Raw genomic sequence first — 26,528 nt, 5'->3', positions numbered from 1 at the left:
ACAAAGTGTAAGGTTGCTTCTGGGTACTTAGATTGAAACTGTCTAGCCAGTTTAGTGATAGAGGCTTTCGCACTTGAAATTCGTCCAAAATGAACCGCTTGCGCTCCTCTTTGATCTTCAATATAAGCAACTTCTACAAATTCTTTATGTGTATCAAGGCCAATAAAAAGTATGTTATGTTTATTCATGCTGATCTCCGATTTAGTTTCTTTAACAAAACTATTATGGCTCTGGCTTTCAGCTAACCCACGATTGATTGGAGATCAGCATCTTTAGTGGGGAGTCATTATGTCTATATAATTAGGAACGTTCAGTGGATTACGATGATTGGGCATTAGAAGCGGGAATTGACGCAACTTCAAAAGCTCATACGACAGGATGGGAATCATTAACAGAAATTGAGCGAATCTTTTGTGTAGTTAATGATATCGAACGAGAAGTATATAACGGTGGCTTCGATCAGTTTTTTTATAATTCATCTGGTGATTTTTCAATGCATGCTGTTGAATATCTGATTAAATTGGGTGCAATAGATACTGCTAAAATTGTCCAAAAAGCAATTTCATTCTTCCCCAACTCAAAGCCTGAGATAGACCAAGAGAAGCGCTGGGAACAATTAAGAAAAATTGAATTTCAAGCTGCTTCTACATGGGAAGAGCTAGATAACAAATTTTACGAGTTAGAAGAAAACCGCCATTTAAAAATGTGGCAAATTCATATAACAAGTCGTTAAAGCAAGACAAAACACAGTTGGCTTTTGCTTCTGCGTCGCTTATTTTAGCCAACTATATTTTGCCCATTATACGGGCGTTATATTTTGTCTGTATCATTGCTTCACAGGGATAGAAATAACCAGCTCAAAAAAGGAAATGTTATGATTAAATCGTTGGTTACAAGTATTGCGCTAATGCTCTTTTTACACCCCTTAGCCTACGGAAAGCCACTCACAACGGTCGGTGATAAACTAAACCAGCATATTCAGGATTATGTTGAAGAAGAAAACTTTTAAGGTGCAGTGCTGCTTGCTAAACAAGGTAAGGTTTTATTTAAGAAAGCTTATGGCTATGCAGATATTGAAAATGAAATGCCTAATACAACGCATCATCAGTTTCTTATTGGCTCAATGACTAAATCGTTAACCGCGGTTGCTGTAATGCGATTGGTGGAACAAAACAAACTTACTTTACATGCTCCTATTACCACATATATTCCAAAGCTTGATAGTAAACTGGCAAGCGGGGTTACCTTGCACCACTTACTTAAGCATCAATCTGGGTTAACACGCCACTTAGAGCACCTTGCAAGCTTTGAAGAGAAAGATGTTACCTCAAGTGAAATTCTCAGTATTATCAATACGTCTGAACAATCATTTAAACCAGGAACACAGTACGAATACGGGAACCTTAATTATCACCTTCTTGCACTCATCATTGAAAATGTCACGGGTAAAAGCTACGCAGAGGCAATGCACACATTAGTTTTTGCGCCACTTGATATGCAGCAATCTGGTGTTGAGCGTATTGCTAATCCACCAAAAAATCGTGCTAATGGTTATCGAAAAAGTGTATTTGGCATCAATAGAGATGAAAATATTGTTTCCTATGCGCTCGGCTCAGGCGATATTTACTCAACTGTGGATGACTTACTCAAGTGGGATCAAGCTCTCTATACACCAAGCTTCTTGTCGCAACAAAGTATTGACCTGATGTTTAATGGAGAAAGCAAAGCGCTTGGTTATTATGGTTATGGTTTTAGAATCCGAGAATATCAACGAAGTGGCGAGCATAATGAATTTGGAACATTGACCCGTCACGGCGGCTCAATGGATGGTTTTTCATCAAATTTGCATCGATATACTGACGACCAACTTACTGTGATTATTCTGGCAAACGTACGGAGGTTCCCAATACGTACTTTAACCTTTGAACTAAAAGAGATAGCACTGGGTGTCGATAGCATGCAAAGAAGTCGATCGTCGTTTGAATAATACAAACGAATAATCTAAACAGGCTAAAGGTAGACTGCTGTGAGCGACGAACTGAAACTTCGATATTGTGTAGCGTTAAATATATAACCTGCATTTAAAGCAGGACTGCAAACAGTTTTCTCGGTTTCGCTTCACTACACATTTAAGCCAGTAACTACTCACCGCTTAAGGCGCCGTTGGTATGATTCCCCGCGTCAATTTGAACCAAGCTGAACACACTATCCCTTCTAAATAACAGCACCACACACAATAAACATCATTAATTAGTAATAGCTGGCACTATTTTTTTGAGTAGTAGTTAAATTCTAAATTATTTTAAAAGTGATTGATTTTAATCAAGTAACTTTGAGTTATTCTCGTCGATATTTTTCACCATGGTCTATAATCGAATTTAATGGCTAGTTAGATACAATAGGTTCAAGGATGAATACTCAAGCAAACCACCAATTTCTTTCCAACGCTCAGCTGCCTGAGGAGTTGTCCCCCTATTGGGCGCTGACTTCTGAATCCTTTACCCTATTAAAACTCAGTGCCAACCTCTATACATTACTGGCTAGCCCTTATTCAGAGATCATCAATGCGAACTTAAGTGATTTTTTCAACTTTTTTGACCAGGACAACGCTGAGCAGTACCGCGACCAGACCCAATTTGAAGTGAACGGATCACAAGTCATTGAGGGTGTAAAACTCCTCGTCAGCTTAAGGTTTACTAAACGAGTTGAGTGCTGGGTGGTTAACGCATCGATAAACGATCTGTCGAAGTTTAATTTACCTGACAATAATCCCAATTACTTAAATGCCGTGCAATCCAGTCATGAGTGGCTATCTGATATTCAAGAGATCATGACGACTAAAGAAGCGGATATCTATCATGTTGCTGCGTTGAAGGCTAAAGAGTTATCGAACAGTGGGGTAGGGTTTTGTTATCTGCTTAATGATAAAGCGGAGAAGATCCGCTTAGAAGCCTGTGTCACCCATGAAGCAAAGGCCCTCAAGCTAGAGCACAAATGGCTCCCTATATCTTCATCAATATCGTCGTTGTGGACACGTTGTATTGCAACCAAAGATATTGATGTGGTGAACGATCACCCCTGCGCTACCGTGCTCACGCCATCGGTAATCTTAACCAACTCTATCTGTGTCCCAGTGATCTATCGGGGACATATTGTCGGAGTGGTAGGCGTTGCAAACCGTGCATTGCCTTACAATGAAGCCGATGCCAAGGCGTTACTTATTTTTGCGACAATTTTGTGGCATTCGATTGAGTTTCCTAAGACCATGCGGGCCGTCGCACGCCAGCAAAAGATCATTAAACATCAAAGAGAGCAGATCAACCAAGGGATGGCGAATATGCTGAATGCTATCTCTGAGGCGGTGGAGTTAAAGGATGCCTACACCGCAGGGCATCAAAAATCAGTGTCGCAGCTCAGTTACTTGATCGGTGAGCAATTAGGCTTATCTGCATTCCAATTAGAAGGGTTAAAGATGGGCGCATTGGTACATGATCTCGGTAAACTCTCGATCCCCACGCAGATCCTCAATAAGCCTTCAACATTGACTCATGAAGAGTTCTCTCTTATCAAGCAACATACAATACGTGGTGCAGAAGTGTTCGACGGGATGACCTTTCCATGGCCGATACGAGAGATGATTATTCAACACCATGAACGCCTAGATGGATCTGGTTACCCCTATGGGTTAACCGCTGACAAAATCTGCTTGGAGGCTAAAATTATTGCCGTGGCGGATGTATCAGATTCTATTTTATCTCATCGTCCTTATCGTCCTTCTCTGGGAATGAGAAAGTTAACCGAGGTGCTCCTCAGAGGTAAGGGGGTGGAGTTTGACCCTGAAATTGTTGATTTATGTCTTGATATCTTAGCTAAGGATAAAAAGCGGGTTGATCATATCTCTATGCTAACCCTTGATCCTGTGTTGATCATAGAAGAGTTTCATACATTAAGTGAGCTCGTTGAGCTGGTCGACAATCATCACGAACCTATAGGTTGTGCGGTGGTACTCAATGAAGAGCATAAAAAAGTAGTCGGCATCGTGACGCAAATCTTGATTGAGCATTGGATCAGTCCTCTGCTCGATACCGCTGCTGAGCGTCAATCAGATAGAAGCTTAATGAACAAAAGAGTCCATCAGATAATGGCACATCAGTTTTTGTGTCTGCCGCACAACGCATCTGTATGTGAGGCGAAGTCTTTATTAGAGCACTCTGGTGAGAGCCGCATCATAGTTGTAGACAGCGAGCAGTTACCGATTGGGGAACTCAATTGGCGTCATATTGCCGATGCGATTCAACATGAGCTTAACTCCCAACATCTTTGAAAATATAACACTGAGCTTTCGTTAACTCTGAGCCCTGCAATGAACTCGATTGCTATTTAACAGTGCCACCCTCAATAAATGGTAGTGACTCCTATACCCTTGTTCAAAATAATAGCCCTTGTTCAAAATAAAAGTACACCACCCACCATAAGTCACTCTTGCTGATACCAATTCTACTCTCGACTAAAGAGATTAAGTGAGAAGCTTTTATACCCCGCCTAAGAAAAAGCCATGTGAGACTCGGCTTAGCCCCATTTTGGTGATTTTTTTATTCTATCCAAGTTCAATTTTATTGAGTGTTAGGTTAACTTGATTTTAATTTTTTTAACCTGCAGGGGAGTATATACTCTTCTCACTGAAAAGAGGTGGTTATAGATTCTATTTATTTGAATTAGTGGGTTTTTATTAATTAAAAACCTCTCTGTTGTCTATTATTTGCCTCTATTGGCTTGCAGTGGCTTACGCCGCTAAACATATCACTCTTGGTTAATGTCAGTTTCTTTTTTTAGGTCACCTTCTGTAATGAACCTATATTCATTTTGGGTATGAAATGCGGAGAGATTTAATGCTGACGGATATTAAACCACGAGTGAAGAAGGACAATGGTTGAAGCTGCAGTTGATTTTAAATACCTATCTTGGGGCACAAGTTTTACTTGAACACTAATCACATCTTATTAAACGTTGTAAATAGAGAACATACTCATGTATGAAAATGAAGAAAGAATAGTTAAAGCATTTGTTATTGCCTCCATCGCTTGGGGGGTAGTAGCTATGTGTATAGGGTTAATGGCGGCTATACAGCTATACTTGCCGCAATTAAATTTTGCCAATGAGTATATTAACTTCGGAAAAATAAGACCGCTGCATACAAATGGGGTCATTTATGGATTGGTATGTAATTTTATTATAGGTATGTCGCTGTATATTGTGGCAAAAACATCATTGGTAAATCTAATATCCAAAGGTTTATCTTGGTTTTTGTTCTGGGGGTGGCAGATAACATTAATAATAGGCCTCATGTCAATTGCCTTAGGTTATACATCAACAAAAGAGTATGCCGAATTTGAATGGCCTATTGATATCGCTATTGTTGTTCTCTGGGTAACGTTTGGCTATATATTTTTTGGGACGTTAGCTAAAAGAAAAACAAAGCACATATTTGTTTCAAACTGGTTTAGTGGTGGGGTTATTATTGTCATAGCACTCATCTATTTGGTGAATAATTTATCCATTCCAGTTTATGGATTCAAAGGTTACTCAATATTTTCTGGTGCGAGTGATGCGCTTGTACAATGGTGGTGGGGACATAATGCAGTCGGCTTTTTATTAACTGCTGGCTTTGTAGGTACCAACTATTACTTTATTCCAAAGTTAGTGAATAGACCCATTTATTCATATCGACTTTCATTAATTACCTTTTGGGGATTAATTGGTTTTTATACTTGGGCTGGTACACACCATTTAATTGGTACATCCGTGCCAACTTGGATTCAAAATATTGGCATAGTGATGTCTCTTCTGTTGTGGATCCCTTCATGGGCTGGCGCATTTAACGCTTGGATGACTTGTACATCCAATAAAGAGGAGATGAAAAAAAATCCCGTTGTATGGTTTTTCTTATCGTCAATTGCCTATTATGCATTAGCAACATTTGAAGGCCCTCTGATGGCTATCAGAGCGTTCAATACGATAGCGCACAATACAAGTTGGGTTATAGGACACGTTCACTCAGGGGCACTCGGTTGGGTTGCTATGACGTGTATCGCGACTTTCTACTATTTCATTCCTCAGTTATATAAAAAAGAACTCTACTCATATGGTCTAGTTAAGGTGCATTTTGTGCTAGCTCATTTAGGTATCACTTTTTATGTCGTTGCACTTTGGATTGGTGGTATAGGTCAAGGCATTAAATCGTTAAGTCTCACTGATTCAGGGTCTCTCACTTATACATTTGTCGATATTTTACAATTTATTGAACCTTATATGCTTGGGCGTGCAATTGGTGGTGCGCTGTTTATCTCAGGTATGTTGGTGATGATTTACAACCTAATCATGACTATCAATAATCCGCAAAAAGAAATGGTTAAAGGAGGTTGTTAATGGAAAATTCAATATCTAAATCTGTAAAAGCATTCATTACTATTACAACAGTTGTTGTTTTGTTTTCATTCTTTGTATGGGTTTTTCCAGGTTTTTTCTTTACCAATGATCTTAAGGAGATCACAACGGCTAAACCATATAACGCCTTAGAGTTAGCAGGCCGAGATGTTTATATGGCTGAAGGCTGTGTGGCGTGTCATACCCAGATGGTAAGAAACTTGGAGCCGGAAAGAAAAAGGTATGGCCGTCCTAATAAAATGGAAGATGATGTTTATGAGTTTAACTTTTTGTGGAGTTCACAAAGAACGGGGCCAGATCTAACTAATATTGGGTTGAAGTACACTGAAGGCTGGCACAAGCAGCATTTAATAAACCCTCAAGCAGTTGTTCCAGCTTCAATTATGCCTCAATATCCGTGGCTTTTTGAAAAAGAGATTAACGGTAGTCAAGTTATTGCTTCAATGAAAGCGATGAAAAAACTAGGCGTTCCATATACAGATACTCAAATTGAAAACTCAGTAAAGAAAGTTGAGGGAAAAACGAAGGGTGATGCACTTGTTGCATATTTAATGAGCCTTGGTGTGGATACACAGGAAAAAGCTGGAGATTTAAAATAATGGAATCCACAAAAATATTATCTAGCGTACTATCGATTATCTTCTTTTTTATCATGGTCGCCGTTATTTATTCGCAGTTTAAAAAAAATAAAACTGCAGATAGTAATAAAACAATTGAGCACTTTGATGGGATAGATGAAAAAGATGCACCTATTCCTAAAGTTTTCTTTGCGGCCTATCTTATTGCATTTATAGGCGCCATTGTTTATGTCCTTTTATATCCAAGTTTAGCTTCCTGGAAAGGTTTTGTTGGCTGGACACAGGACGATGACGCTTATGTAGCGAAAGCTGTTGATATTAACAATGATATTAATGGTGCAATCAACGCTCATACTGATGAGGAAACGTTCACGCTCTTACAAAAACAGCCTCTTGTTATACAGGAAGGTAAAGCCATATTTGGTGATAATTGTTCAGCTTGCCATGGCCTTGATGCAACAGGGCAGTATAACTATCCAAACTTAGTGGATAAAGACTGGTTATACGGTGGTTCACCTCAAGATATTTATACGACTATATATAATGGCCGTCACGGCAAAATGCCTGCTTGGAAAGAGGTATTAAGCGGTGATGAGATAGATGAGCTCACGCAGTATGTTTCTCAGCTAAATCAAGGAGCATTTAAAAGTAATGATCTTTTTGATGCCAATTGCTCATCATGTCACGGAAAAGATGCCCAAGGGACACAGGGCATAGGTGCACCTAACTTAACAAATAATATCTGGCTTCATGGTTCAACCAAAGGTGATATTCAGCGAGTCATTGAGAATGGTATGAGCAACACAATGCCAGCTTTTGCTGAGCGACTGACTCGAAATCAAATATTGTCTTTAACCTCATATATCGTCTCTCTGCAAAATGAACCACAAGAAAACATCGGGTTTATGAAACCGAAGACATATATTTTCTCTAGAAATGAAAAACCACTGCCTGCAGCGTTAACCACTTGTGTGGGCTGTCATGGAGTCGATGGCCTTGGCGGTGTGCCAGGGGCACCTAAATTAGCCGGTTTGAAAGAGGCTTATATCTATAATCAATTGAACTTGTTTCTATCAGGCACAAGACAAAATACTTCAATGCAAAATATGGTTGCTAACTTGAAGGTTGAAGATATGCAGCTTGCTGCCAGCTATTTTAGCTCATTAGATTCACCAGAAATAAGTGAGATAAGCCCAGATAAATCTGAAGATGGGCTGATTATCGATCCTACTGAACGCCTCATATTCCAAGGTGATATGCAACGTGCGCTCCCAGCTTGTGCGACTTGTCATGGGCAAATAACAGAGGGGAGCCCATCATTTCCGAGATTGGCAGGTCAATCTTCTGACTATTTAGAGAAGCAATTAGTCGACTGGAGAACAGGTGCTAGATCGGGCGATCAAGGTCAAATGATGCAAAACGTCGTGATAAAGCTTACAGATGATGAAATTAAATCGTTATCGAAATATTTATCAGAAATTAACTAATCTGTGAGCGGGTTTAAAGGTTATTAGGTTTAACGGTTATTAGGATACTGTAATTATGAAAATGAATAAGTTAAGAAGGGATATTATCAAAGCAGGGGGCTATGTCGCGCTAGCAGCTTCGCCATTGAGCGCTTTTTCCAAAGAGTTTATGAAAGATGGGAAAATGTATTCGGATGGGGAAGGGGTGAGCTATGCTGCTGGCCCTAAGCCTGTGCTCAGTACATTTCCTCAAAAAGATGATCTTGTAATAGTCCATACTAGACCCCCTCATCTTGAGACCCCTTTTAATGTATTTAATGAAGGGTTAATAACACCCAATAATCGCTTTTTTGTTCGTTATCACTTAGCAGACTTACCTGTTGCCATAGACACTGATAAATATACCATCACTATCTCAGGTTCTGTTGATAAGGAAGTTACGCTAAGTTTGGCTGAGTTAAAGTCGATTGAAGGCCAGCAAGAGATCGTAGCGGTACAACAATGCACTGGTAATAGTCGAGGTTACTCATCACCACGTGTTTTTGGTGCACAATTAAGTAATGGCGCCATGGGTAATGCCAAGTTTAAAGGGGTGCCACTTAAAAATGTGTTAGCCAAAGCTGGTATTTCAAGTGCTGCGAAAAGTGTCATCATAGATGGTTTAGATAAGCCGGTAAGAGACACGACACCTGATTTCAAAAAGTCATTACCTATTGACCATATTATGACCGGCGAGCCTATGTTGGTCTGGGAGATGAATGGTGAGCCCTTACCCTTTTTAAATGGATTTCCAGTTAAATTAATCGTACCTGGCTGGTATGCAACCTACTGGGTTAAGCATGTATCACATCTTAAAGTCATTGAGGACAAGTTTGATAATTTTGATTCCTTCTTTATGACGACAGCATACCGTCTACCAGATAACGATTCGAAGTGTGAATTACCCGAAAATAGGGCGAAAACGACCTTGCCTGTTAATCGTTTCCCAATAAGAAGTTTTGTCACGAGTTTTGAAAATGGAGATGAAGTTAACGCTTCAACCAGTATTGAAATTAAGGGCATTGCTTTTGATAGTGGTAGCGGCATTAAAAAAGTCGAAATATCAGCCGATGGTGGCAAAAAGTGGATGCAAGCGACGCTTGGAGAAGATCTTGGGCGATTTTCCTTTAGAGGTTGGACGTTAAGCCATAACTTCAGTGAAAAAGGAAGCACACTTTTGATGGTAAGAGCAACAGGAAATAGTGGTGAAACTCAACCTGTAAATGCTTCTTGGAATCACGGTGGTTACAACCGAAATGCGATTGAACGAACCAGTATTAAGGTGGTGTAGATGCGTTTTTTACTTATTATATTAGCGCTATTTTCATTGACTGCTACAGCTGAAGTCGTATCCATTTCACTGCCTATGGATAATACAAAACTAAAGCCATTGGCATTACCTGGGTATGGGCTTGCGCAATCTAAATGCCACCTTTGTCATTCAGTTGATTATGTCATGTATCAACCACCAGAAATGAATCTAAAAGAGTGGACTGGTGAGATGTATAAAATGCGTAACGAATATGGTGCACCAATCAGTGATGATGAAGCTAAGTTTATTGCCGCCTATTTGTCTGTTGCTTATGGTTCTGCAAAAGAAACTGACGAAGAGATAATAACTTTAACGAAACTCGCTAACGCTAAAATAATCTATCACCCGGATAACTTAGATGTGCAATCGCTATTATCTGATAATAATTGCTTAACTTGTCATAAAGCTTCTGAAGCACCTTCTCACAACACTCTTTCTATCAAAGAGATGCGAGCAAAGTATGAAGGAATCGATAATGCTGTTTATGAGCTAGGATCCGCGATTAAGTTAGGTGGTAATGGCATGCCTAAACCACCGATAAATCGCCGTGAATCAGATGCGCTTGCAAAATTTATTCTTGAAGAGGGAGGGAAATAGAACCGTTCCTGAAGTCATGTAAGTTAGCTATCATTTATTCCATAAAAAGGCACAGAGCATCTAATGCTCTGTGCTTTTATATGAGGGTTAAAATAAACCTAAGAAAAATAAACCTAAGACACCCATAGTTAATGGCATGCCACTCTTTCGACGACTAAGCTTTAAGAATTAGCACCTGTAGGAGGTTGTTATGCCTCGCTCCCGTAGAACTCAAATTAGTATTGAAGACACTCCGTATTACCACTGCTGTAGCAGGGTGGTTCGTCGAGCCTTTCTTTGTGGTGATGATAAATATACAGGCAAAAACTACGATCACCGGCGCGGTTGGGTTGAGACTCAAATACTTAAATTAACCGAGGTTTTTGCGATTGATGTGGCTGCTTATGCAGTGATGAGCAATCATCTTCATGTTGTGTTGTATATAGATATTGAGAAAGCTAATAACTGGACAGAACGAGAAGTCGCTGAGCAATGGCATAAATGCTTTAAGGGTAGTGAAATCACACAGAGGTTTATAAAAGGCGAGGTGATAGAGGATTATTTAGTCGCTCAGTTAAAGCATTTGATAGCGACATATCGTTCTAGATTAAGTGATATCAGCTGGTTTATGCGTTGCCTAAATGAACCTATTGCCAGGCAGGCTAATTATGAAGATAACTGTACTGGTCACTTTTGGGAAGGGAGGTTTAAAAGCCAAGCACTTTTGGATGATGCAGCAGTGTTGGCTTGCATGGCTTACGTGGAGCTAAACCCTATTCGCGCTAAGATAGCCGATACCCCTGAGCATTCAGATCACACAAGTTTAAAGCTACGAGTAAAAGCAGCGCTAAAAGGCGAGCAACCTAGCTCTCTACTACCTTTCATCGGGGGGGAGAGTCTCAATCAAGTTAAAGGAATAAACTTTACAATACATGATTACCTTGAGTTGGTTGAGCAAACTGGCCGAGTTATCAGGGGGGATAAACGTGGCGTTATTTTAGAGAACGCCGAAAATACACTAAACAGACTTAACATTTCTGTAGAAAGTTGGATAAAAATAACCAGTCAGTTTGGCAAGTTATTTTGTGGCCCTGTGGGAACTTTACAAGAGATAACCGGCTACTGTGAACATTTAGAAAAGCGTCGACGGCATTTTTCACAAAGCTGCCAAAATTTTCAGTCAGGTTAATTTGCCTAATAAGTTTATCTAAGATACAGCTCCTCATATAAAGGCTTGATACACAAAGCCTTCAAGTCATGTCTAAATTTCATAGTATTTTTATGAACTACCTCATTTTGAAGCTAATTCATGCTTAAATCTATCCCAGACTCGTTTTAGATAGAAGGTTAAATATTGGCCCGTTAGATTGAACATGGTGACTCGGTATGTTATTGATTAACAATGGGTGGCATAAGAACAACCGCTGGGGTCGTTATGCCGCCTTTAAAGACCCATCTGGCATTGTGCATGAGCTAATGGAGTATTCATAAGATATCTAGCACCATCTTTATATGATACAGGTCTTATGAGGTAACGCTTATTAGTCACTGCTGCTAATCAAGAGTCAAATATTTAAAGCTTGGACATCAATCCTTAGAGCTTTAAGCCCTGTGTACTCAATAAGGCGTTGTTCTGCTAAACTGTTTTGGTCATTTTTATGAATTAAGATCAATTTGTTATGCAGCGCCCACCGCTACGCCAAGCCAAAACCATCGACAATGTTTTTAATAGTGCCTTTTGGCACCTTAGCCAACAGGATTTCACCATTAGTGAAATTCGCGGCAAGCTTGAGCGCAAAACGGAAAACCAAGAGTGGATTGAGACCGTACTGGCCAAACTCATTGAGGACGGTTATTTAAAGTGTGACTATGATTTTGCTGTCAGATATTGCGAATTGGCCTTTAGTCATGAGATAGGTACGGGCGCTATCAAGCGTAAATTACAGCAACGTGGGGTATCGGTCACCGATATCGATACGGCAATAGAGCAAGTGAAGGATGAGCAAAACGTTGATCTTTATGCTTTGGCAACCTCAAGACTATTGAGCCGGTTTGATAACTTCTATGCCACTAATAGAGAAAAGGTTTATGCGCAGATGACCTCAAAGGGCTTTTCACGTCAAGAAATTGATCATGCATTAGCTCAACATCCAGAGCGAGAAACACTGCGCAGTAAATTAGCGGTAAAAGCTGACAAAGTCGATTTAACCACCGAAATTATAAAACTTTTCAATAAAGGTAAAGGGGAAACCCTCATTCTTCAGGAGCTTAAAAAGAGGCTGATAGATGTCTCTGAATTTGAAGACACTGTGTATCAATTGTCGCTAACTGGCGAACTCGATTTTTATCAAAGTTGTAAAAACGAACTGGCTAAAAAGCGATATGACCTATCTGATTATAAAGATAAGTCGAAAGCGTTCGCGTATCTTTCCCGTAAAGGCTTCGGTAGTGATGAGATAAAAGAGGCGTTAAAGTTAGAAGATGAGTAATTTGTTTTCACGGGTATTACTTTAGCTAATGACTCTAGCTAATAACTTTAGCCAATTTGCTTATCAAGAATTTTAGCCAAAACTTTTACCAAAAACAGTTCACTAGATGTAAAAACACTCACCTATCATCACTACACAAGCGTCTATAACGTTTACGTTGTTTTTACATCGCTAAGTAAATGTCAATTTCGTTTTCCTCAAACTATTTTTTGCTTCTTTCAAGTTCATCATATTTGCTGGTTTAGACTTTAAAAACTCGATCAGCCTCACCAAATTCGCTGTTGACTTTGCGCTTTGGTCGCGATAGGTGAAATTAATTGAATCCTAATTGAATAACTTTGTATCCTTCCTTTATTTTAAATGCATCTTTGTATTTTCGATGCTATCTCATTGATGTAAATAAAAATCACATGTTCTCCTTCATAGGGTTTTACCCTTGTTAGGTTTGACGTCTCCGTATGATTTTCCGGATTTCGGAATTTAAATGTAGCGCTCATGTAAAATTGACACTTGTGTCAGGTTTTTCGTTCTGCTATACCTAATTTAGTGAATTTCAGCACATACCAATTTACAAGATTAAACACGGAACAAATTATGACTATGAGTACAGTTCGTTTCCTATTAAATAACGATGTAGTGACATTAGAAAAGATAGATCCGAATTTGACGGTCTTACAGTACCTACGCGAAAAGCAATTTAATACTGGCACCAAGGAGGGGTGTTGTTCTGGTGACTGCGGTGCTTGTACTGTGGTTGTTGCTGAATTAGCCTCAAATAATCAAGAACTTGATTATAAATCAATAAACTCCTGCATCAGTTTTGTTGGTAGCTTACATGGTAAGCAACTTATCACTGTAGAAGATCTAAAAGATGGTGCTAAATTGCATCATGTCCAACAATCAATTGTTGATAACCACGCTTCACAATGCGGTTTCTGTACACCAGGTTTTGTGATGTCATCGTTTGCGCTACATAAAGCAAATCGCCAACCAAGTAGAGCTGAAGTGGTTGAGGCACTTGCAGGTAATCTATGTCGTTGTACTGGCTACCGTTCAATCATCGATGCCGCTATGGAGTCCAGCGAGCATGCAGAGCCTGATTCATTTGCGCAGCATTACCAACAAACCGTTTTACAACTTAATGAATTTAAATCATTACCAGCAGCCACGCTAGCTGATGATAAGCATAGTTATTTTGCACCTAAGAATGTGTCTGAACTCGCGGCTAAATTACTTGATAAACCTAGCGCAACATTAGTGGCTGGTGGCACAGATTTAGCGCTATCAGTCACACAGCATTTAAACACCATAGATGATTTAGTCTATTTAGGTGATGTTGATGAGCTCAGGGTCATTGAAAACAACAGCAAGCAGTTTGTGATTGGCTCAGCTGTGCCTTATAACGAATTTACGCCCATGTTACATGATGAATATCATGAGCTAGGGGAGATGATTGAGCGCATTGGCTCAAGACAGGTTCGAAACAACGGGACTTTAGGTGGTAACGTAGGTAATGCTTCACCTATTGGTGATATGCCACCAGCACTTATTGCACTTGGCGCACAGATGACACTGCAACGCGGTGATGTGAAGCGCAAGATTGCGGTAGAAGACTTTTTTGTCGCGTACAAGAAAACCGTACTAAAAGAGTCTGAATTTATTAGAAATTTCACCATACCAAAGGCCAAGCCTGGTCAATTCCTAAAATTATACAAGATCTCAAAACGCTTAGACGATGATATATCGGCAGTACTCGGCGCTTTCTTTATTGAGCTTAAAGACAATGTTGTGACTGATTTACGCATTGCCTTTGGGGGAATGGCGGGGATCCCAATGCGTGCTAAGCATTGCGAAGCCGCTTTACTGAATAAACCTTTTATTCAAACAAATATAACTGCAGCTCAGCAAGCATTAACACTAGATTTTCAGCCCATGTCAGATGTTCGCGCCTCAGACAAATATCGAATGAAAGTTACGCAGAATTTAATGCAGAAATGTTATCTAGAATTGCAAAACCGAACTATTGAAACACGGGTGGTTAACTATGCGTAGTCTTATCGAAATCAATAAAGCCAATTTAGGCGATACCAGTCTAAGCAGCGTGGGTCTAGGCGGCGTAGGCCGTAGTAAAAAACATGAAAGTGCAGAAAAACATGTCAGTGGTGACGCTGTATATATTGATGATAAGCCAGAGCTAAGAGGCCAGTTGCATGCGGCTGTCGGCCAAAGCACTGTGGCCCATGCCAATATTAAAAGTATTGATCTGTCAGCCGTAAAAGCTGCTGAAGGTGTTATCGCGGTTATTACTGTCGATAACGTACCAGGACATACCGATATCGGACCTGTATTTCCAGGCGATCCTGTACTGGCAATAGGTAAGGTTGAGTATATAGGGCAACCCATTTTTGCGGTTGCAGCAACAAGTCATGACTTGGCGAATCGCGCCACGAAATTGGCCAAAATTGAGTATGAAGAACTTGAAGCTGTATTGAGCGTTAAAGATGCGTTAGCTAAGCAGAGTTTTGTTCGTCCTCCATATACCATGCAGCGTGGAGATTCTGAAAGTGCCATTGCGAGTGCAGAGCATCAGCTTTCTGGTGAGATCAGTGTTGGCGGTCAGGAACATTTTTATCTAGAAGGTCAAATATCTTCTGTAGAGCCTACTGAAGAGGGGGGCATGGTGGTGTTCTCATCATCACAGCACCCAAGTGAAGTGCAAAAGCTTGTGGCTGAAGTGTTAGACATTCCACTGAATAAAGTCATTGTTGATACGCGCCGAATGGGTGGTGGTTTTGGTGGTAAAGAGACACAAGCTGCGCCGTGGGCGTGTATTGCAGCCTTGCTTGCCCATAAAGCTAAGCGACCAGTCAAACTTAAACTCAATCGCAGTGATGACATGTGCATGACAGGTAAGCGTCATCCTTTCGAGAATGATTATACCGTCGGTTTTGACAGCTCAGGCCAGATCAAAGGTATCAATATTAATGTAAATGGTAACTGTGGCTACTCGCCAGATCTGTCAGATGCCATTGTCGATAGAGCCATGTTCCATTCAGACAACGCTTACTTCTTAGATCAAGCGACGGTGACGGGTAATCGTTGCAAATTAAATACGGTTTCTCACACTGCATATCGCGGATTTGGTGGCCCACAGGGCATGATGACCATTGAGATGGTGATGGATGATATTGCTCGCCACTTGGGGAAAGATCCACTTGAGATCCGTAAAGTGAATCTGTACGGCAAAGATGAGCGTAACGAGACCCACTACCACCAAAAAGTTGAACATAATAAGTTACCTGAGCTAATTGCTTCACTAGAGCAAAGTGCTGATTACCGAGTACGCCGTGAAAGCATAGAGATGTTTAACCGCGAAAATACTGTGCTGAAAAAGGGCATAGCCTTAACTCCGGTTAAGTTTGGGATCTCCTTTACCGTTCAGCATTTGAATCAAGCTGGTGCGTTAGTTCATGTTTATACCGATGGCACCATACATCTTAACCATGGTGGCACAGAGATGGGCCAAGGGTTATTTACTAAGGTTGCACAAATTGTCGCTGAAGAGTTTCAGGTAGATGTTGATACCGTAGGGGTTTCTGCGACCAGAACGGACAAGGTGCCAAACACTTCGCCCACTGCTGCATCATCGGGTACCGATCTAAATGGTAAGGCCGCGCAAGCTGCCGCCAAAATTATCAAGCAACGTTTAATCGATTTCGCTTGTGAACAGTACAGTGTTAAAGCCGATGAAGTGATTTTCAGTGATAGCCAAGTACAAGTAGGCAGCGAGTCATTTAGCTTTGCTGAATTTGTGCAGCAAGCTTATATGGGCCGGGTGTCACTCTCTGCTACCGGCTTTTATAAAACACCTAAAATCCATTTCGATCGCCAATCAGGTAAAGGTCGACCTTTCTTCTACTATTCAACTGGCGCCGCGGTTTCAGAGGTGCTCATCGATACGTTAACTGGCGAATACCGATTACTGCGTGCAGATATCTTGCATGATGTTGGTCATTCACTTAACCCTGCTATCGATATCGGTCAAATTGAAGGTGCCTTTATTCAAGGTATGGGCTGGTTAACCACCGAAGAGCTTGTTTGGAATGATCAGGGCAGACTGCTCTCCAATAACCCAGCGACTTATAAAATCCCGGCAATCAGTGATGCGCCAACAGATTTTCGTGTGCATCTAGTCCCAGACGATCCAAACCGTGAACAAACCATCTACAACTCAAAAGCGGTCGGTGAGCCACCATTTATGTTGGGGATGTCAGTTTGGTCAGCACTGAGGGATGCAATTTCAAGTGTCTGTGAGGGAACATTTAGCCCTGAGCTTGATACGCCCGCAACACCTGAACGTGTGCTCTGGGCTGTAGAAGCGATGAAGGAAAATGCAAAAAGTGCGAGTTAATTAATTTATATCTAGACAATCAGCCATTAAGGCTAACTATCAAGTCAATAGAGGAAAGTAGTATGACGATGAACTGGAGTAGCGCTGCTAATCAATTAAGTCAGCAAGGTAGGGCCTATGTCTTAGTGACATTGGTAGGTGTCTCCGGTTCAACGCCAAGAAATAGCGGCACTAAAATGGTGATAAGCCATGGCGATATTTTTGACACGATAGGCGGTGGTCATCTAGAGCATAAAACAATTAAACACGCGCGCGCCATGTTGCTCAAAGGCGAAAGTGGCCAACACTTAGAGCACTTTCAGCTTGCCACTAACTTAGGTCAGTGCTGTGGTGGCAATGCCAGTGTGCTCTTTGAGTGCTTCGCCGCAGTGGGGGTTAATATCATGCTGTTTGGCGCAGGTCATGTGGGTAAGGCGCTAGTGCCTATCTTAGCTGATCTTCCATGTCACGTAACTTGGGTCGATAGCCGTGAAGAGCAGTTTCCTAGTAATATTGATAGCTATCACAATGTGACTAAGGTGGTGAGCGAAGAGCCTGAGTTCGAGGTTAGCACTATGCCTGCAAACAGCTACTTTGTAGTGATGACCCATAACCATCAGATGGATTTTGAGATCTCTCATGCGATTCTTAAACGTGAAGACTTTAAATACCTAGGTCTTATCGCATCAGACACCAAGCGACGCCGTTTTGTGCAACGCTACAAACACAGAGAGGTTGACCCAAGCTTGGTTGAGCGAATGAGCTGCCCAATCGGTCTTGAGCAGGTAGGCGGAAAACTGCCTATGGAGGTCGCTGTCTCTGTGTCAGCACAGATAATCAATATGTACCAAACAGAACAAAGCCAGCAAGTGGCAGTCACCAAAACCCGCCCAGGTTCGCAGCAGGGTGTGAATTGGAAAGAATTAAAGCAGTTACTTAGCGTAGACGCATAACAAAAATAGATAAAAGAGTCTAAATAGGAGTCTCAAGTGCCTCATTTTGCTATACAAAGCCAAAACGTGATTTTAAGCAAGAGTCAAGATAGCAGTGGCGCAAGCCATATGATTGCTGCTTGTGTGGAGATAAAAGGTGAGCTTATTCATGCCATTCACCCTTACGGCACGCAATTAAGCTGTGATGTGACTGATTTCGGTGAGCAGGTGATTATGCCGGGCTTAGTCGACTCTCATGTGCATATTAACGAGCCAGGCCGTACAGAGTGGGAGGGGTTTAATACCGCAACACAAGCTGCAGCTGCTGGCGGGATCACGGCGCTGGTTGATATGCCGCTTAACTGTATTCCGGTTACAACCACAAAGGCAGCTTTTGAAGAGAAGCTTAATGCCGTTGATGACAAACTTTGGGTCGACTGTGGTTTTTGGGGCGGCGTTATCCCACAAAACATTGCCGAGTTAGATGACTTGCTCAATGCTGGTGTATTAGGGGTTAAGTCGTTTTTGATTGACTCAGGTATCGAAGAGTTTCCGAATGTTGAAGCTCAGGATATTCGCCTCGCGATGCCTATTTTAGCTAAGCATGATGTGCCTTATCTTATCCATGCGGAATTAGATTGTGGCGGGTTTAATGACCCTGTGATCAACGAGAAATACAGTAGCTTTTTAGCCTCTCGTCCTAAGAGCTGGGAGAACAATGCGATCTCTCTTATGGTCGAGTTGGCTCGTGAGTCCAAGGAGAAGGGGGATAATTGTAAAGTGCATATCGTGCATCTCTCCTCTGATGAAGCGCTAGAGACGATTGCCAGCGCTAAAAACGAAGGTTTGCGATTTACCGCTGAAACATGTCCGCATTATCTAACCATTGCATCTGAAAATATTCCAGATGGCAAAACCTTGTTTAAGTGCTGTCCGCCTATTCGTGAAAACAGTAACCGCGAGCAGCTATGGCAAGCGATAACCGATGGTCGGTTAGATTTCATTGTTTCAGATCACTCACCATGCACGCCAGAGCTGAAGCATATTGATACCGGTGATATTGAAAAAGCTTGGGGCGGAATTTCAGCACTGCAGTTTGGTTTACCGCTGATTTGGACGGAAGCGAAAGAGCGAGGCTTTGACTTGGTTGATATCGCTCGCTTGATGAGTAATGAAACGGCTAAGTTCGCTGGACTAGACAGTGTAAAAGGTCAGATAGCAGTAGGCTTACATGCCGACTTCTTAGTGTTTGACCCCTTTAAGCGTTACACCATAACCAACGAAATGATTAAGCACCGCCATAATATTACCCCCTACGCAGGCCGAACTGTGACCGGAGAGGTACAGCATACCTTTGTACGTGGTAATCATGTTTATCAGCATGATCAGTTTATCGACGAGCCTGTTGGCAGACCACTGCTCAAGGGCAAGCTTTAAAATTAAGATAAAGCAGTAATTTGATTATTAGAAAACACAAAGGATAGTGGTGTTGAAATGAATTTAGAAGAGTTAAACAGTGTATCAGCTGATAAGGCCACCCATGCGTTTATGCAGTGCTGCACCGCGTCAACATGGGTTAAATCTATGGTTGCAGCAAGACCTTTTTCTGATGGCCGAGCATTAGCTTCTCAGGCAGACACTGCCTGGAGAGGTCTTGTTGAAGCCGATCTACTGGAGGCGTTTGAAGGTCATCCTCAGATTGGTAATGTGGATACCCTAAGAAAGAAATACGCAAACACTAAAGAGTTAGCAAGCGGTGAGCAAAGCTCAGTCAGTCAGGCGTCAGAACTGGTGTTGCATGATTTAGCGAAAGGAAATGCCGACTATCTTGAAAAATTCGGTTTCATTTTTATTGTTTGCGCTACGGGTAAAAGTGCCGAGCAGATGCTTACTTTGTTACTTGAACGCTTACCTAACGATAAGATCACTGAATTGGTCAATGCCGCTGAGGAGCAACGTAAGATCTTCCAGCTGCGCTTGCTAAAGCTAATATAATTCAATTAGCTAATTGGTAAATGGCTTGGTCTGAAAAGGCCATGCCACAATTTTAGACAGATTATTGTATTAGATATGAGTAAAAACTATGAGTAAAAAAATATGAGCCAAATAACAACGCACGTTCTTGATACAACACGCGGTCAGCCCGCAGCTGAGTTACCTATTACCTTGTTCGCTCAGGTAGATGCTGAGTGGCAAGCACTGGCCTCTGGAGTGACAAATTCAGATGGGCGCATTGCAGGATTACTTGCAGATGACAAGGTGCTTGATGCGGGGGTGTACCGTATGCACTTTGAAACCCGTTGCTACTTTAACGCCAATAATGAAAAAGGGTTTTACCCTTATGTCGATATTGTGTTTGAGCTAGATGGAGATAACAGCCATTACCATATCCCACTGTTATTAACTGCATATGGTTATTCGACTTACCGCGGTAGCTAAGGGGGAGATAAGGTGGAAAGTATGATCACTGATACGTTACGAGTACTGACTCCAAAGCCATTAACACAAGAGGCATTTCGCAAGTTTGGTGATGTGATTGAGGCGAGTTCAAAGGCAAAGAATTTTGCAATTAATGATGGCCTTACTCATAGATACCATGATTTAGCCAAGGTTGATGTGAATGATAATGGTGGCCATGCCTTGATCAGTATTTTCCGTTCAAAACCTCTAGCGGAGCCCGTTGCCATCAAGATGATGGAGCGTCATCCACATGGAAGTCAGGCCTTCATTCCTATGGGAAATCATCCATACTTAGTAGTAGTTGCCCCTGCGGGTGAGTTTGATGTGAAAAAAATTGAAGTCTTTATTGCATCTTCAGATCAAGGGGTGAACTACCACAAAGGGACCTGGCATCATTTCTGTCTTGCCACAGTGGATGAGAGTGACTTCTTAGTGGTTGATAGAGGCGGTGAGGGGGATAACTGTGATGCACTGGTGCTCGATGGCACACTGCAAATTGGCCGAATTTAACCGATTGTAATAGCAATATAACATGGTAAGAAAGACGTTTTAGCGCCATAGATTCAGCCAGTGAACTAGCAGCAGTAAGCTAGACCTATAAAAACTTGGCGCCATGTTTCAAGCGAAATGAACAACAAATTAAATATCGTAAAACATAACAATTAAATAATACGATAAAAGAAGGTAAAGCATTATGTTGAAAGTATACCGGGGCGAATTACTGCACTTTTTGGCTGACCCTGCCAAAGTTGCTCAAGAAGAGAGCTACCAACACTTCGAAGATGGACTATTGATCATTAAGGATGGTTTGGTTGAACAGGTAGGCGAGGCCTCAGAACTGTTACCGACATTAGATCAATGTATCGAGGTGATACATTATGAGAACGGCTTAATCATGCCTGGGTTTATCGACACCCATGTGCATTACCCTCAAACAGAGATGATCGCCTCGTATGGTGAGCAGTTGCTCGAATGGCTAGAAAATTACACGTTTCCCTTTGAGCGTCAATTTGAAGACCTTGAGCATGGTAAAAAAGTGGCGGAGTTTTTCTTAACTCAGTTGCTAGATGCTGGTACTACAACGGCATTGGTGTTTGGTACAGTACATAAGCAATCTGTCGATGCCTTCTTTACCGTTGCTCAGCAGAAAAAACTACGAATGATCTGTGGCAAGGTGTTAATGGATCAAAACTGTCCAGATTACTTATCAGATACTGCCCAAACAGGCTACGACGACAGTAAAGCGCTGATTGAGAAGTGGCATAAAACCGATCGTTTGCAGTACGCCATCACCCCAAGATTCGCACCGACATGTTCTCCAGAGCAGCTGAACAAAGCCGGTCAGCTGTTAGCCGAAAACCCTAGCGTATACCTACATACCCATATTAGTGAAAACAAAGATGAGATTGCTTGGGTCAGCGAGTTATTCCCTGACAGTAAAGGCTATCTCGATGTTTACGATCAAAACAACCTGTTAGGTCGCCGTAGTGTGTTTGCCCATGGCGTTCACCTACATGATTGCGAGTGTCAGCGATTAGGCGAAACAGGATCTGCGATTGCATTTTGTCCAAGTTCTAACCTGTTTTTAGGCAGTGGACTATTTAACCTTAAGCAAGCGCAAAAGTTTGATGTAAATGTGGGTTACGGCACTGATATTGGCGCAGGCACCACATTCTCAATGCTCAGTACCCTTAATGAAGGCTATAAAACCCAGCAGCTTAGAACTGAGAAGCTCAGCCCCTACCAGTCCTTCTATTTAGCCACTTTAGGTGGAGCGGTAGCACTGGATCTTGAAGGCACCATAGGTAACTTCACTAAAGGCGCAGAAGCTGACTTTATTGTACTTGATTATCACGCCACTCCCTTGATGGATAGACGAATGCAGCACTGTACTGACTTATCAGAAAAGCTGTTCATCTTAAGTATGTTGGGTGATGAGCGTCATGTAAAAGCCACTCACATTATGGGTGAGCGAGTCTAGGTAGTATTGCTTTAGCAACAAATACAACTAATTATAAAAATTAAGGAAGATTATGGATCCCTATATTAATGAATGGTTAAACCTAATTATTCGCTTTGCGCACGTGATCACAGGTGTCGCCTGGATCGGTGCATCATTTTACTTTGTTTGGTTAGATAACCATCTAGAGAAGCCTCCGCAGTGGAAAGCTGATAAAGGCGTAGGCGGCGATCTTTGGGCAATTCACGGCGGTGGATTTTATGAAGTCGCTAAATACAAACTGGCACCGCCGCAGATGCCTGGCAATTTACATTGGTTTAAGTGGGAAGCATATACCACTTGGTTAACTGGCTTTTTGCTGCTGTCACTGATGTTCTATGTTGGGGCAGAGTCATACCTTATTGATAAGCGCGTTGCCGACTTAACACAGTTTCAAGCGATTGGACTTGGAATTGGTGCGATTGTAGCAGGTGTGGGTAGCTATGAGTTTTTAGTCAGAACTAAGCTTAAAGATCATGGCTTAATACTTGGCTTGATCTTAATTGCAGTCGGTACAGCACTCTCTTATGGGTTAACACAAGTGTTTAGTGCTCGCGGTGCCTATATGCATATGGGCGCAATTATCGGCACCATCATGGCCGGTAACGTGTTTTTTGGCATTATTCCTTCACAGCGTGCGCTTGTAAAAGCGGTAGAAGAGGGAAAAACGCCAGATCCAAAGTACGGCTTAAACGCCAAATTGCGTTCAACCCATAATACCTACACAACGTTACCGATCATCTTCATCATGATCTCAAACCACTACCCAATGACCTATAACCATAGTGCAAACTGGTTAGTGCTCATCGCGATTATCTTAATCACAGCGGCAGTACGTCAGTACTTTGTATTGCGTCACTTCGGTAAGCAAAAGCCGCTAGTACTTGTAGGTTCTGCATTAGCAACCATAGTGCTTGCTATAGCCATTGCTCCTGCATCTACCGAGCTTAGCGCCGAGCAGAAGCAGCAAACAGTAAATGATATGCAGGTAAAGCAGATTATTGATGCACGATGTGGCAGCTGTCATTCAGCGACACCGACTGATGATGTGTTCACTATAGCACCAGCTGGTATCGTATTTTCAGATACTGCCAGTATTGAGCAATGGGCACCGCGTATCAAAGCGCGAGTGATTGACGCTAAAGACATGCCATTTATGAATAAGACTCAGATGACTGATGAGGAGCGTACCACCTTAGCTATCTGGTTATCGAATACCAGCAGGCAGTAGCAGCTTGGACTGTGTAATTAACGCAGTAGAAGGCTTTACCGTAATAGACAGCCTCACTCAGTGAGGCTTTTCTGCTCATTTTATTATGTTGCGATAATCCATTCGCGCTAATAGCGTCAGAATGATGGTTGAAGATCATAAGAGTAATCACATCAGTTACCGAAAGACAAATTTAAGTAAAAATCCAAAAAAATCAATAAATATAATCAAAAATAACAGCAAAAATACGTGAAGAAATTTGAACCAATTTTGCTCAATTATCAATGAAGGTAGTAATTTTTTATGAATAAACGAGTAATGAAACATGGATATAAAGTCGCCGAGCGCTTATATAATTTTGTTGAGCATGAAGTACTACCAGGTACTGGTATCGACGCCGAAGACTTCTGGCTTGCAATGGCCGATCTATTTAACGAATTTACACCTAAAAACCAGCAGTTATTAGCCACTAGGCGTGAGTTTCAAGCGCAGATAGACGCTTGGCATTTAGAAAATAGCGTTCAAGGAACTGTTAATAGCTTTGATCAGCATAAGTACCAGCAGTTCTTAACTGACATTGGCTATATCGTTGAGGAGAAAGAGGACTTTTCAATCACGACCTCTTATGTTGATGATGAAGTTGGCAAAGTGGCTGGGCCGCAACTCGTAGTGCCATTAATGAATGCACGTTTTGCGTTAAATGCGGCGAATGCACGCTGGGGTAGCTTATACGATGCGCTCTACGGCACAGATGTGATCAGTGATGCTGATGGCGCTGGAATAACGAAGAGCTATAACCCTGTTCGCGGCGCTAAAGTGCAAGCTTATGCCCGTCAGTTTTTAGATGAGGTTATCCCGTTAAAAACAGGTAGCCATGCCGATGTTATCAGTTATCAGATTGCTCAATCTAAACTTGTCGTTAACCTGCAATCAGGTCAACGAGTTAACCTACTCGAGCCTAGCAAGTTTGTGGGATTCAATGGCGATGAGCAGAACCCAAGTGCGATTTTATTTAAAAATAATGGCTTGCATATCGAAGTTAAAATAGACCCGAGTATGCCTGTCGCCAAAACAGATCCAGCCTCTGTTGCCGATATTATTTTAGAGTCAGCACTGAGCGCTATTCAAGATTGCGAAGACTCCATTTCAGCGGTTGATGCCGAAGACAAGACCGCGGTTTATCGAAATTGGTTAGGACTGATGAAAGGGGACCTGACTGAGACGCTCGAAAAAAATGGCGTGACGATTACCAGAAAACTCAATGCAGATAGAAGTTATAAGACCGTAGATAATCAAGAGCTTACACTACCTGGTCGAAGCTTATTGTTTGTCCGTAATGTGGGGCATTTGATGACCAATGATGCCGTACTGACCTCAGATAACCAAGAGGTACCAGAAGGTATCTTAGATGGCTTAATTACTACACTCATTTCACTGCACGATCTCAAAGGAAAATCTGCATTTAAAAACTCCCGAAAAGGCAGTGTATATATCGTTAAACCTAAAATGCATGGGCCGGATGAAGTGGCGTTTAGTAATTCACTGTTTAGTCGAATAGAGGAGCGTTTAGGTTTAGCGAGTAATACCATTAAGGTGGGGATTATGGATGAAGAGCGCCGCACATCCGTCAATTTAAAAGAGTGTATCCGCGCCAGTAAAGAGCGTGTCGCTTTTATTAATACGGGCTTTTTAGATAGAACGGGTGATGAGATACATACGAGTATGCAAGCGGGTCCGATGGCGCGCAAAGAGCTAATGAAGAATGAAAAATGGATCAGTGCCTATGAAGACCGTAACGTCCGCATTGGCCTACAGGCAGGTTTTAAAGGCAAAGCGCAGATAGGTAAGGGCATGTGGGCTATTCCTGATGAGATGTCCGCTATGGTTAAAACCAAAATAGGCCATCCTCTTTCAGGCGCTAATTGTGCTTGGGTACCCTCGCCAACGGCGGCAACACTTCATGTACTGCACTATCACCAAGTCAATGTCAGTGATACTCAAGATAATATGCTTAAGCTGTTCAGCAAGGATACCAATACAAACCAATTGAATGATTTGTTGACCATTCCATTACTTAAAAACCCAGATGAGTTAACAGAGCAAGAGATTCAAAATGAACTAGATAACAATATCCAAGGCCTACTTGGTTATGTGGTCCGTTGGATAGATCAAGGCACAGGCTGCTCTAAGGTTCCTGATATTAATGATGTTGGTCGGATGGAGGATAGGGCGACACTTCGTATATCAAGCCAGCATATTTGCAACTGGCTACACCATGGTTTATTAACCAATGAGCAGGTAATCGCGTCTTTACAAAAAATGGCTAAAGTCGTTGATATGCAGAACATTACTGATAAAAAGTATGAACCAATGGCTGATAACTTCGATACTAACATCGCATTCTTAGCTGCAATGGATCTGATTTTTAAAGGAAAATCTCAACCTAATGGCTACACCGAACCGCTACTACACCAGCGTAGGCTTGAAATGAAAGCACTCAATTAATTTAAGAAATTGGAGATAGTTAGCATTTTTCATGGTTGAAAAGAGGTAAATTTTATTATCTAATTAAATAAAATCAGCAGCATGCTCCATGTAGCTGATTTTATTTTTTCTGCACTTATACTCAAAAT

Annotated in this window: 21 protein-coding genes and 1 pseudogene; 21 read left to right on the top strand and 1 reads right to left on the bottom strand. The window is 41.6% G+C overall.

Features of this window, described 5'->3' with window-relative positions:
* Positions 1–188: pseudogene (locus BM736_RS23540) on the bottom strand (IS110 family transposase); the annotation flags it as partial.
* A 125-nt stretch (positions 189–313) separates the two neighbouring features.
* Here BM736_RS23540 and BM736_RS23535 point away from each other — a divergent pair.
* The 21 genes from BM736_RS23535 to BM736_RS23440 all read left to right on the top strand — a co-directional run bounded on the left by BM736_RS23535 (position 314) and on the right by BM736_RS23440 (position 26,400).
* Positions 314–733, top strand: a complete 420-nt coding sequence (locus BM736_RS23535; RefSeq protein ID WP_076416726.1) for a DMP19 family protein — start codon at positions 314–316, stop codon at positions 731–733.
* Positions 734–874: 141 nt separating this feature from the next.
* Positions 875–1,009 carry a hypothetical protein gene (locus BM736_RS25495; protein ID WP_256718001.1) on the top strand — a complete coding sequence of 45 codons (135 nt, stop codon included), beginning with the start codon at positions 875–877 and terminating at the stop codon, positions 1,007–1,009.
* A gap of 6 nt (positions 1,010–1,015) precedes the next feature.
* Positions 1,016–1,987: a serine hydrolase gene (locus BM736_RS23530; RefSeq protein ID WP_076416725.1), complete on the top strand. Its 972-nt coding sequence runs from the start codon at positions 1,016–1,018 to the stop codon at positions 1,985–1,987.
* A 423-nt stretch (positions 1,988–2,410) separates the two neighbouring features.
* Entirely contained in the window at positions 2,411–4,324 is a 1,914-nt protein-coding gene (locus BM736_RS23525; protein WP_076416724.1) for an HD domain-containing phosphohydrolase, read from the top strand.
* A 704-nt stretch (positions 4,325–5,028) separates the two neighbouring features.
* Positions 5,029–6,426: a cbb3-type cytochrome c oxidase subunit I gene (locus tag BM736_RS23520; protein WP_076416723.1), complete on the top strand. Its 1,398-nt coding sequence runs from the start codon at positions 5,029–5,031 to the stop codon at positions 6,424–6,426.
* Positions 6,426–7,043 (top strand): cbb3-type cytochrome c oxidase subunit II, encoded by a 618-nt coding sequence (locus BM736_RS23515; protein WP_076416722.1) that lies wholly within the window; start codon positions 6,426–6,428, stop codon positions 7,041–7,043. Before BM736_RS23520 ends, BM736_RS23515 begins: the two co-directional genes overlap by 1 nt.
* The gene (gene ccoP / locus BM736_RS23510) at positions 7,043–8,509 is read left to right on the top strand and encodes a cytochrome-c oxidase, cbb3-type subunit III (protein ID WP_076416721.1); all 1,467 of its coding nucleotides are present in this window, start codon (positions 7,043–7,045) and stop codon (positions 8,507–8,509) included. The genes BM736_RS23515 and ccoP overlap by 1 nt, the downstream gene beginning before the upstream one ends.
* 55 nt (positions 8,510–8,564) lie before the next feature.
* Positions 8,565–9,818 carry a molybdopterin-dependent oxidoreductase gene (locus BM736_RS23505; protein WP_076416720.1) on the top strand — a complete coding sequence of 418 codons (1,254 nt, stop codon included), beginning with the start codon at positions 8,565–8,567 and terminating at the stop codon, positions 9,816–9,818.
* Positions 9,819–10,436: a hypothetical protein gene (locus BM736_RS23500; RefSeq protein ID WP_076416719.1), complete on the top strand. Its 618-nt coding sequence runs from the start codon at positions 9,819–9,821 to the stop codon at positions 10,434–10,436.
* Positions 10,437–10,626: 190 nt separating this feature from the next.
* Complete coding sequence (locus tag BM736_RS23495; RefSeq protein WP_076416718.1) at positions 10,627–11,604, top strand: transposase; 978 nt, start codon at positions 10,627–10,629, stop codon at positions 11,602–11,604.
* 490 nt (positions 11,605–12,094) lie between these two features.
* Complete coding sequence (locus tag BM736_RS23490; RefSeq protein ID WP_076416717.1) at positions 12,095–12,904, top strand: RecX family transcriptional regulator; 810 nt, start codon at positions 12,095–12,097, stop codon at positions 12,902–12,904.
* A 594-nt stretch (positions 12,905–13,498) separates the two neighbouring features.
* Positions 13,499–14,956: a xanthine dehydrogenase small subunit gene (gene xdhA, locus BM736_RS23485; RefSeq protein ID WP_076416716.1), complete on the top strand. Its 1,458-nt coding sequence runs from the start codon at positions 13,499–13,501 to the stop codon at positions 14,954–14,956.
* Positions 14,949–17,315 (top strand): xanthine dehydrogenase molybdopterin binding subunit, encoded by a 2,367-nt coding sequence (gene xdhB / locus BM736_RS23480; protein ID WP_076416715.1) that lies wholly within the window; start codon positions 14,949–14,951, stop codon positions 17,313–17,315. The genes xdhA and xdhB overlap by 8 nt, the downstream gene beginning before the upstream one ends.
* A 62-nt stretch (positions 17,316–17,377) precedes the next feature.
* Positions 17,378–18,247: a xanthine dehydrogenase accessory protein XdhC gene (gene xdhC, locus BM736_RS23475; protein ID WP_083700524.1), complete on the top strand. Its 870-nt coding sequence runs from the start codon at positions 17,378–17,380 to the stop codon at positions 18,245–18,247.
* 36 nt (positions 18,248–18,283) lie between these two features.
* Positions 18,284–19,663 carry an allantoinase AllB gene (allB, locus tag BM736_RS23470; RefSeq protein ID WP_076416713.1) on the top strand — a complete coding sequence of 460 codons (1,380 nt, stop codon included), beginning with the start codon at positions 18,284–18,286 and terminating at the stop codon, positions 19,661–19,663.
* Between the two features lie 57 nt (positions 19,664–19,720).
* A complete protein-coding gene (gene uraD / locus BM736_RS23465; RefSeq protein ID WP_076416712.1) occupies positions 19,721–20,221 on the top strand; it encodes a 2-oxo-4-hydroxy-4-carboxy-5-ureidoimidazoline decarboxylase in 501 nt (166 codons plus the stop codon).
* Between the two features lie 102 nt (positions 20,222–20,323).
* A complete protein-coding gene (gene uraH, locus BM736_RS23460; protein ID WP_076416711.1) occupies positions 20,324–20,665 on the top strand; it encodes a hydroxyisourate hydrolase in 342 nt (113 codons plus the stop codon).
* A 21-nt stretch (positions 20,666–20,686) separates the two neighbouring features.
* Positions 20,687–21,196, top strand: coding sequence for an ureidoglycolate lyase (locus tag BM736_RS23455; protein ID WP_076416710.1), 510 nt, complete (start codon positions 20,687–20,689; stop codon positions 21,194–21,196).
* A gap of 184 nt (positions 21,197–21,380) precedes the next feature.
* Positions 21,381–22,667 carry a guanine deaminase gene (gene guaD, locus BM736_RS23450; protein WP_083700521.1) on the top strand — a complete coding sequence of 429 codons (1,287 nt, stop codon included), beginning with the start codon at positions 21,381–21,383 and terminating at the stop codon, positions 22,665–22,667.
* Between the two features lie 52 nt (positions 22,668–22,719).
* Positions 22,720–23,916, top strand: a complete 1,197-nt coding sequence (locus tag BM736_RS23445; protein WP_076416708.1) for a urate hydroxylase PuuD — start codon at positions 22,720–22,722, stop codon at positions 23,914–23,916.
* A 282-nt stretch (positions 23,917–24,198) separates the two neighbouring features.
* Positions 24,199–26,400 (top strand): malate synthase G, encoded by a 2,202-nt coding sequence (locus BM736_RS23440; protein WP_076416707.1) that lies wholly within the window; start codon positions 24,199–24,201, stop codon positions 26,398–26,400.
* The last annotated feature ends 128 nt before the right edge of the window (positions 26,401–26,528 follow it).

The organism is Shewanella sp. UCD-KL12 (genome assembly GCF_001957125.1).
Classification (GTDB): Bacteria; Pseudomonadota; Gammaproteobacteria; order Enterobacterales; family Shewanellaceae; genus Shewanella.
The sequence above is the reverse complement of the archived record's forward strand: the minus strand, read 5'-3'. Positions and strand labels throughout refer to the sequence as shown.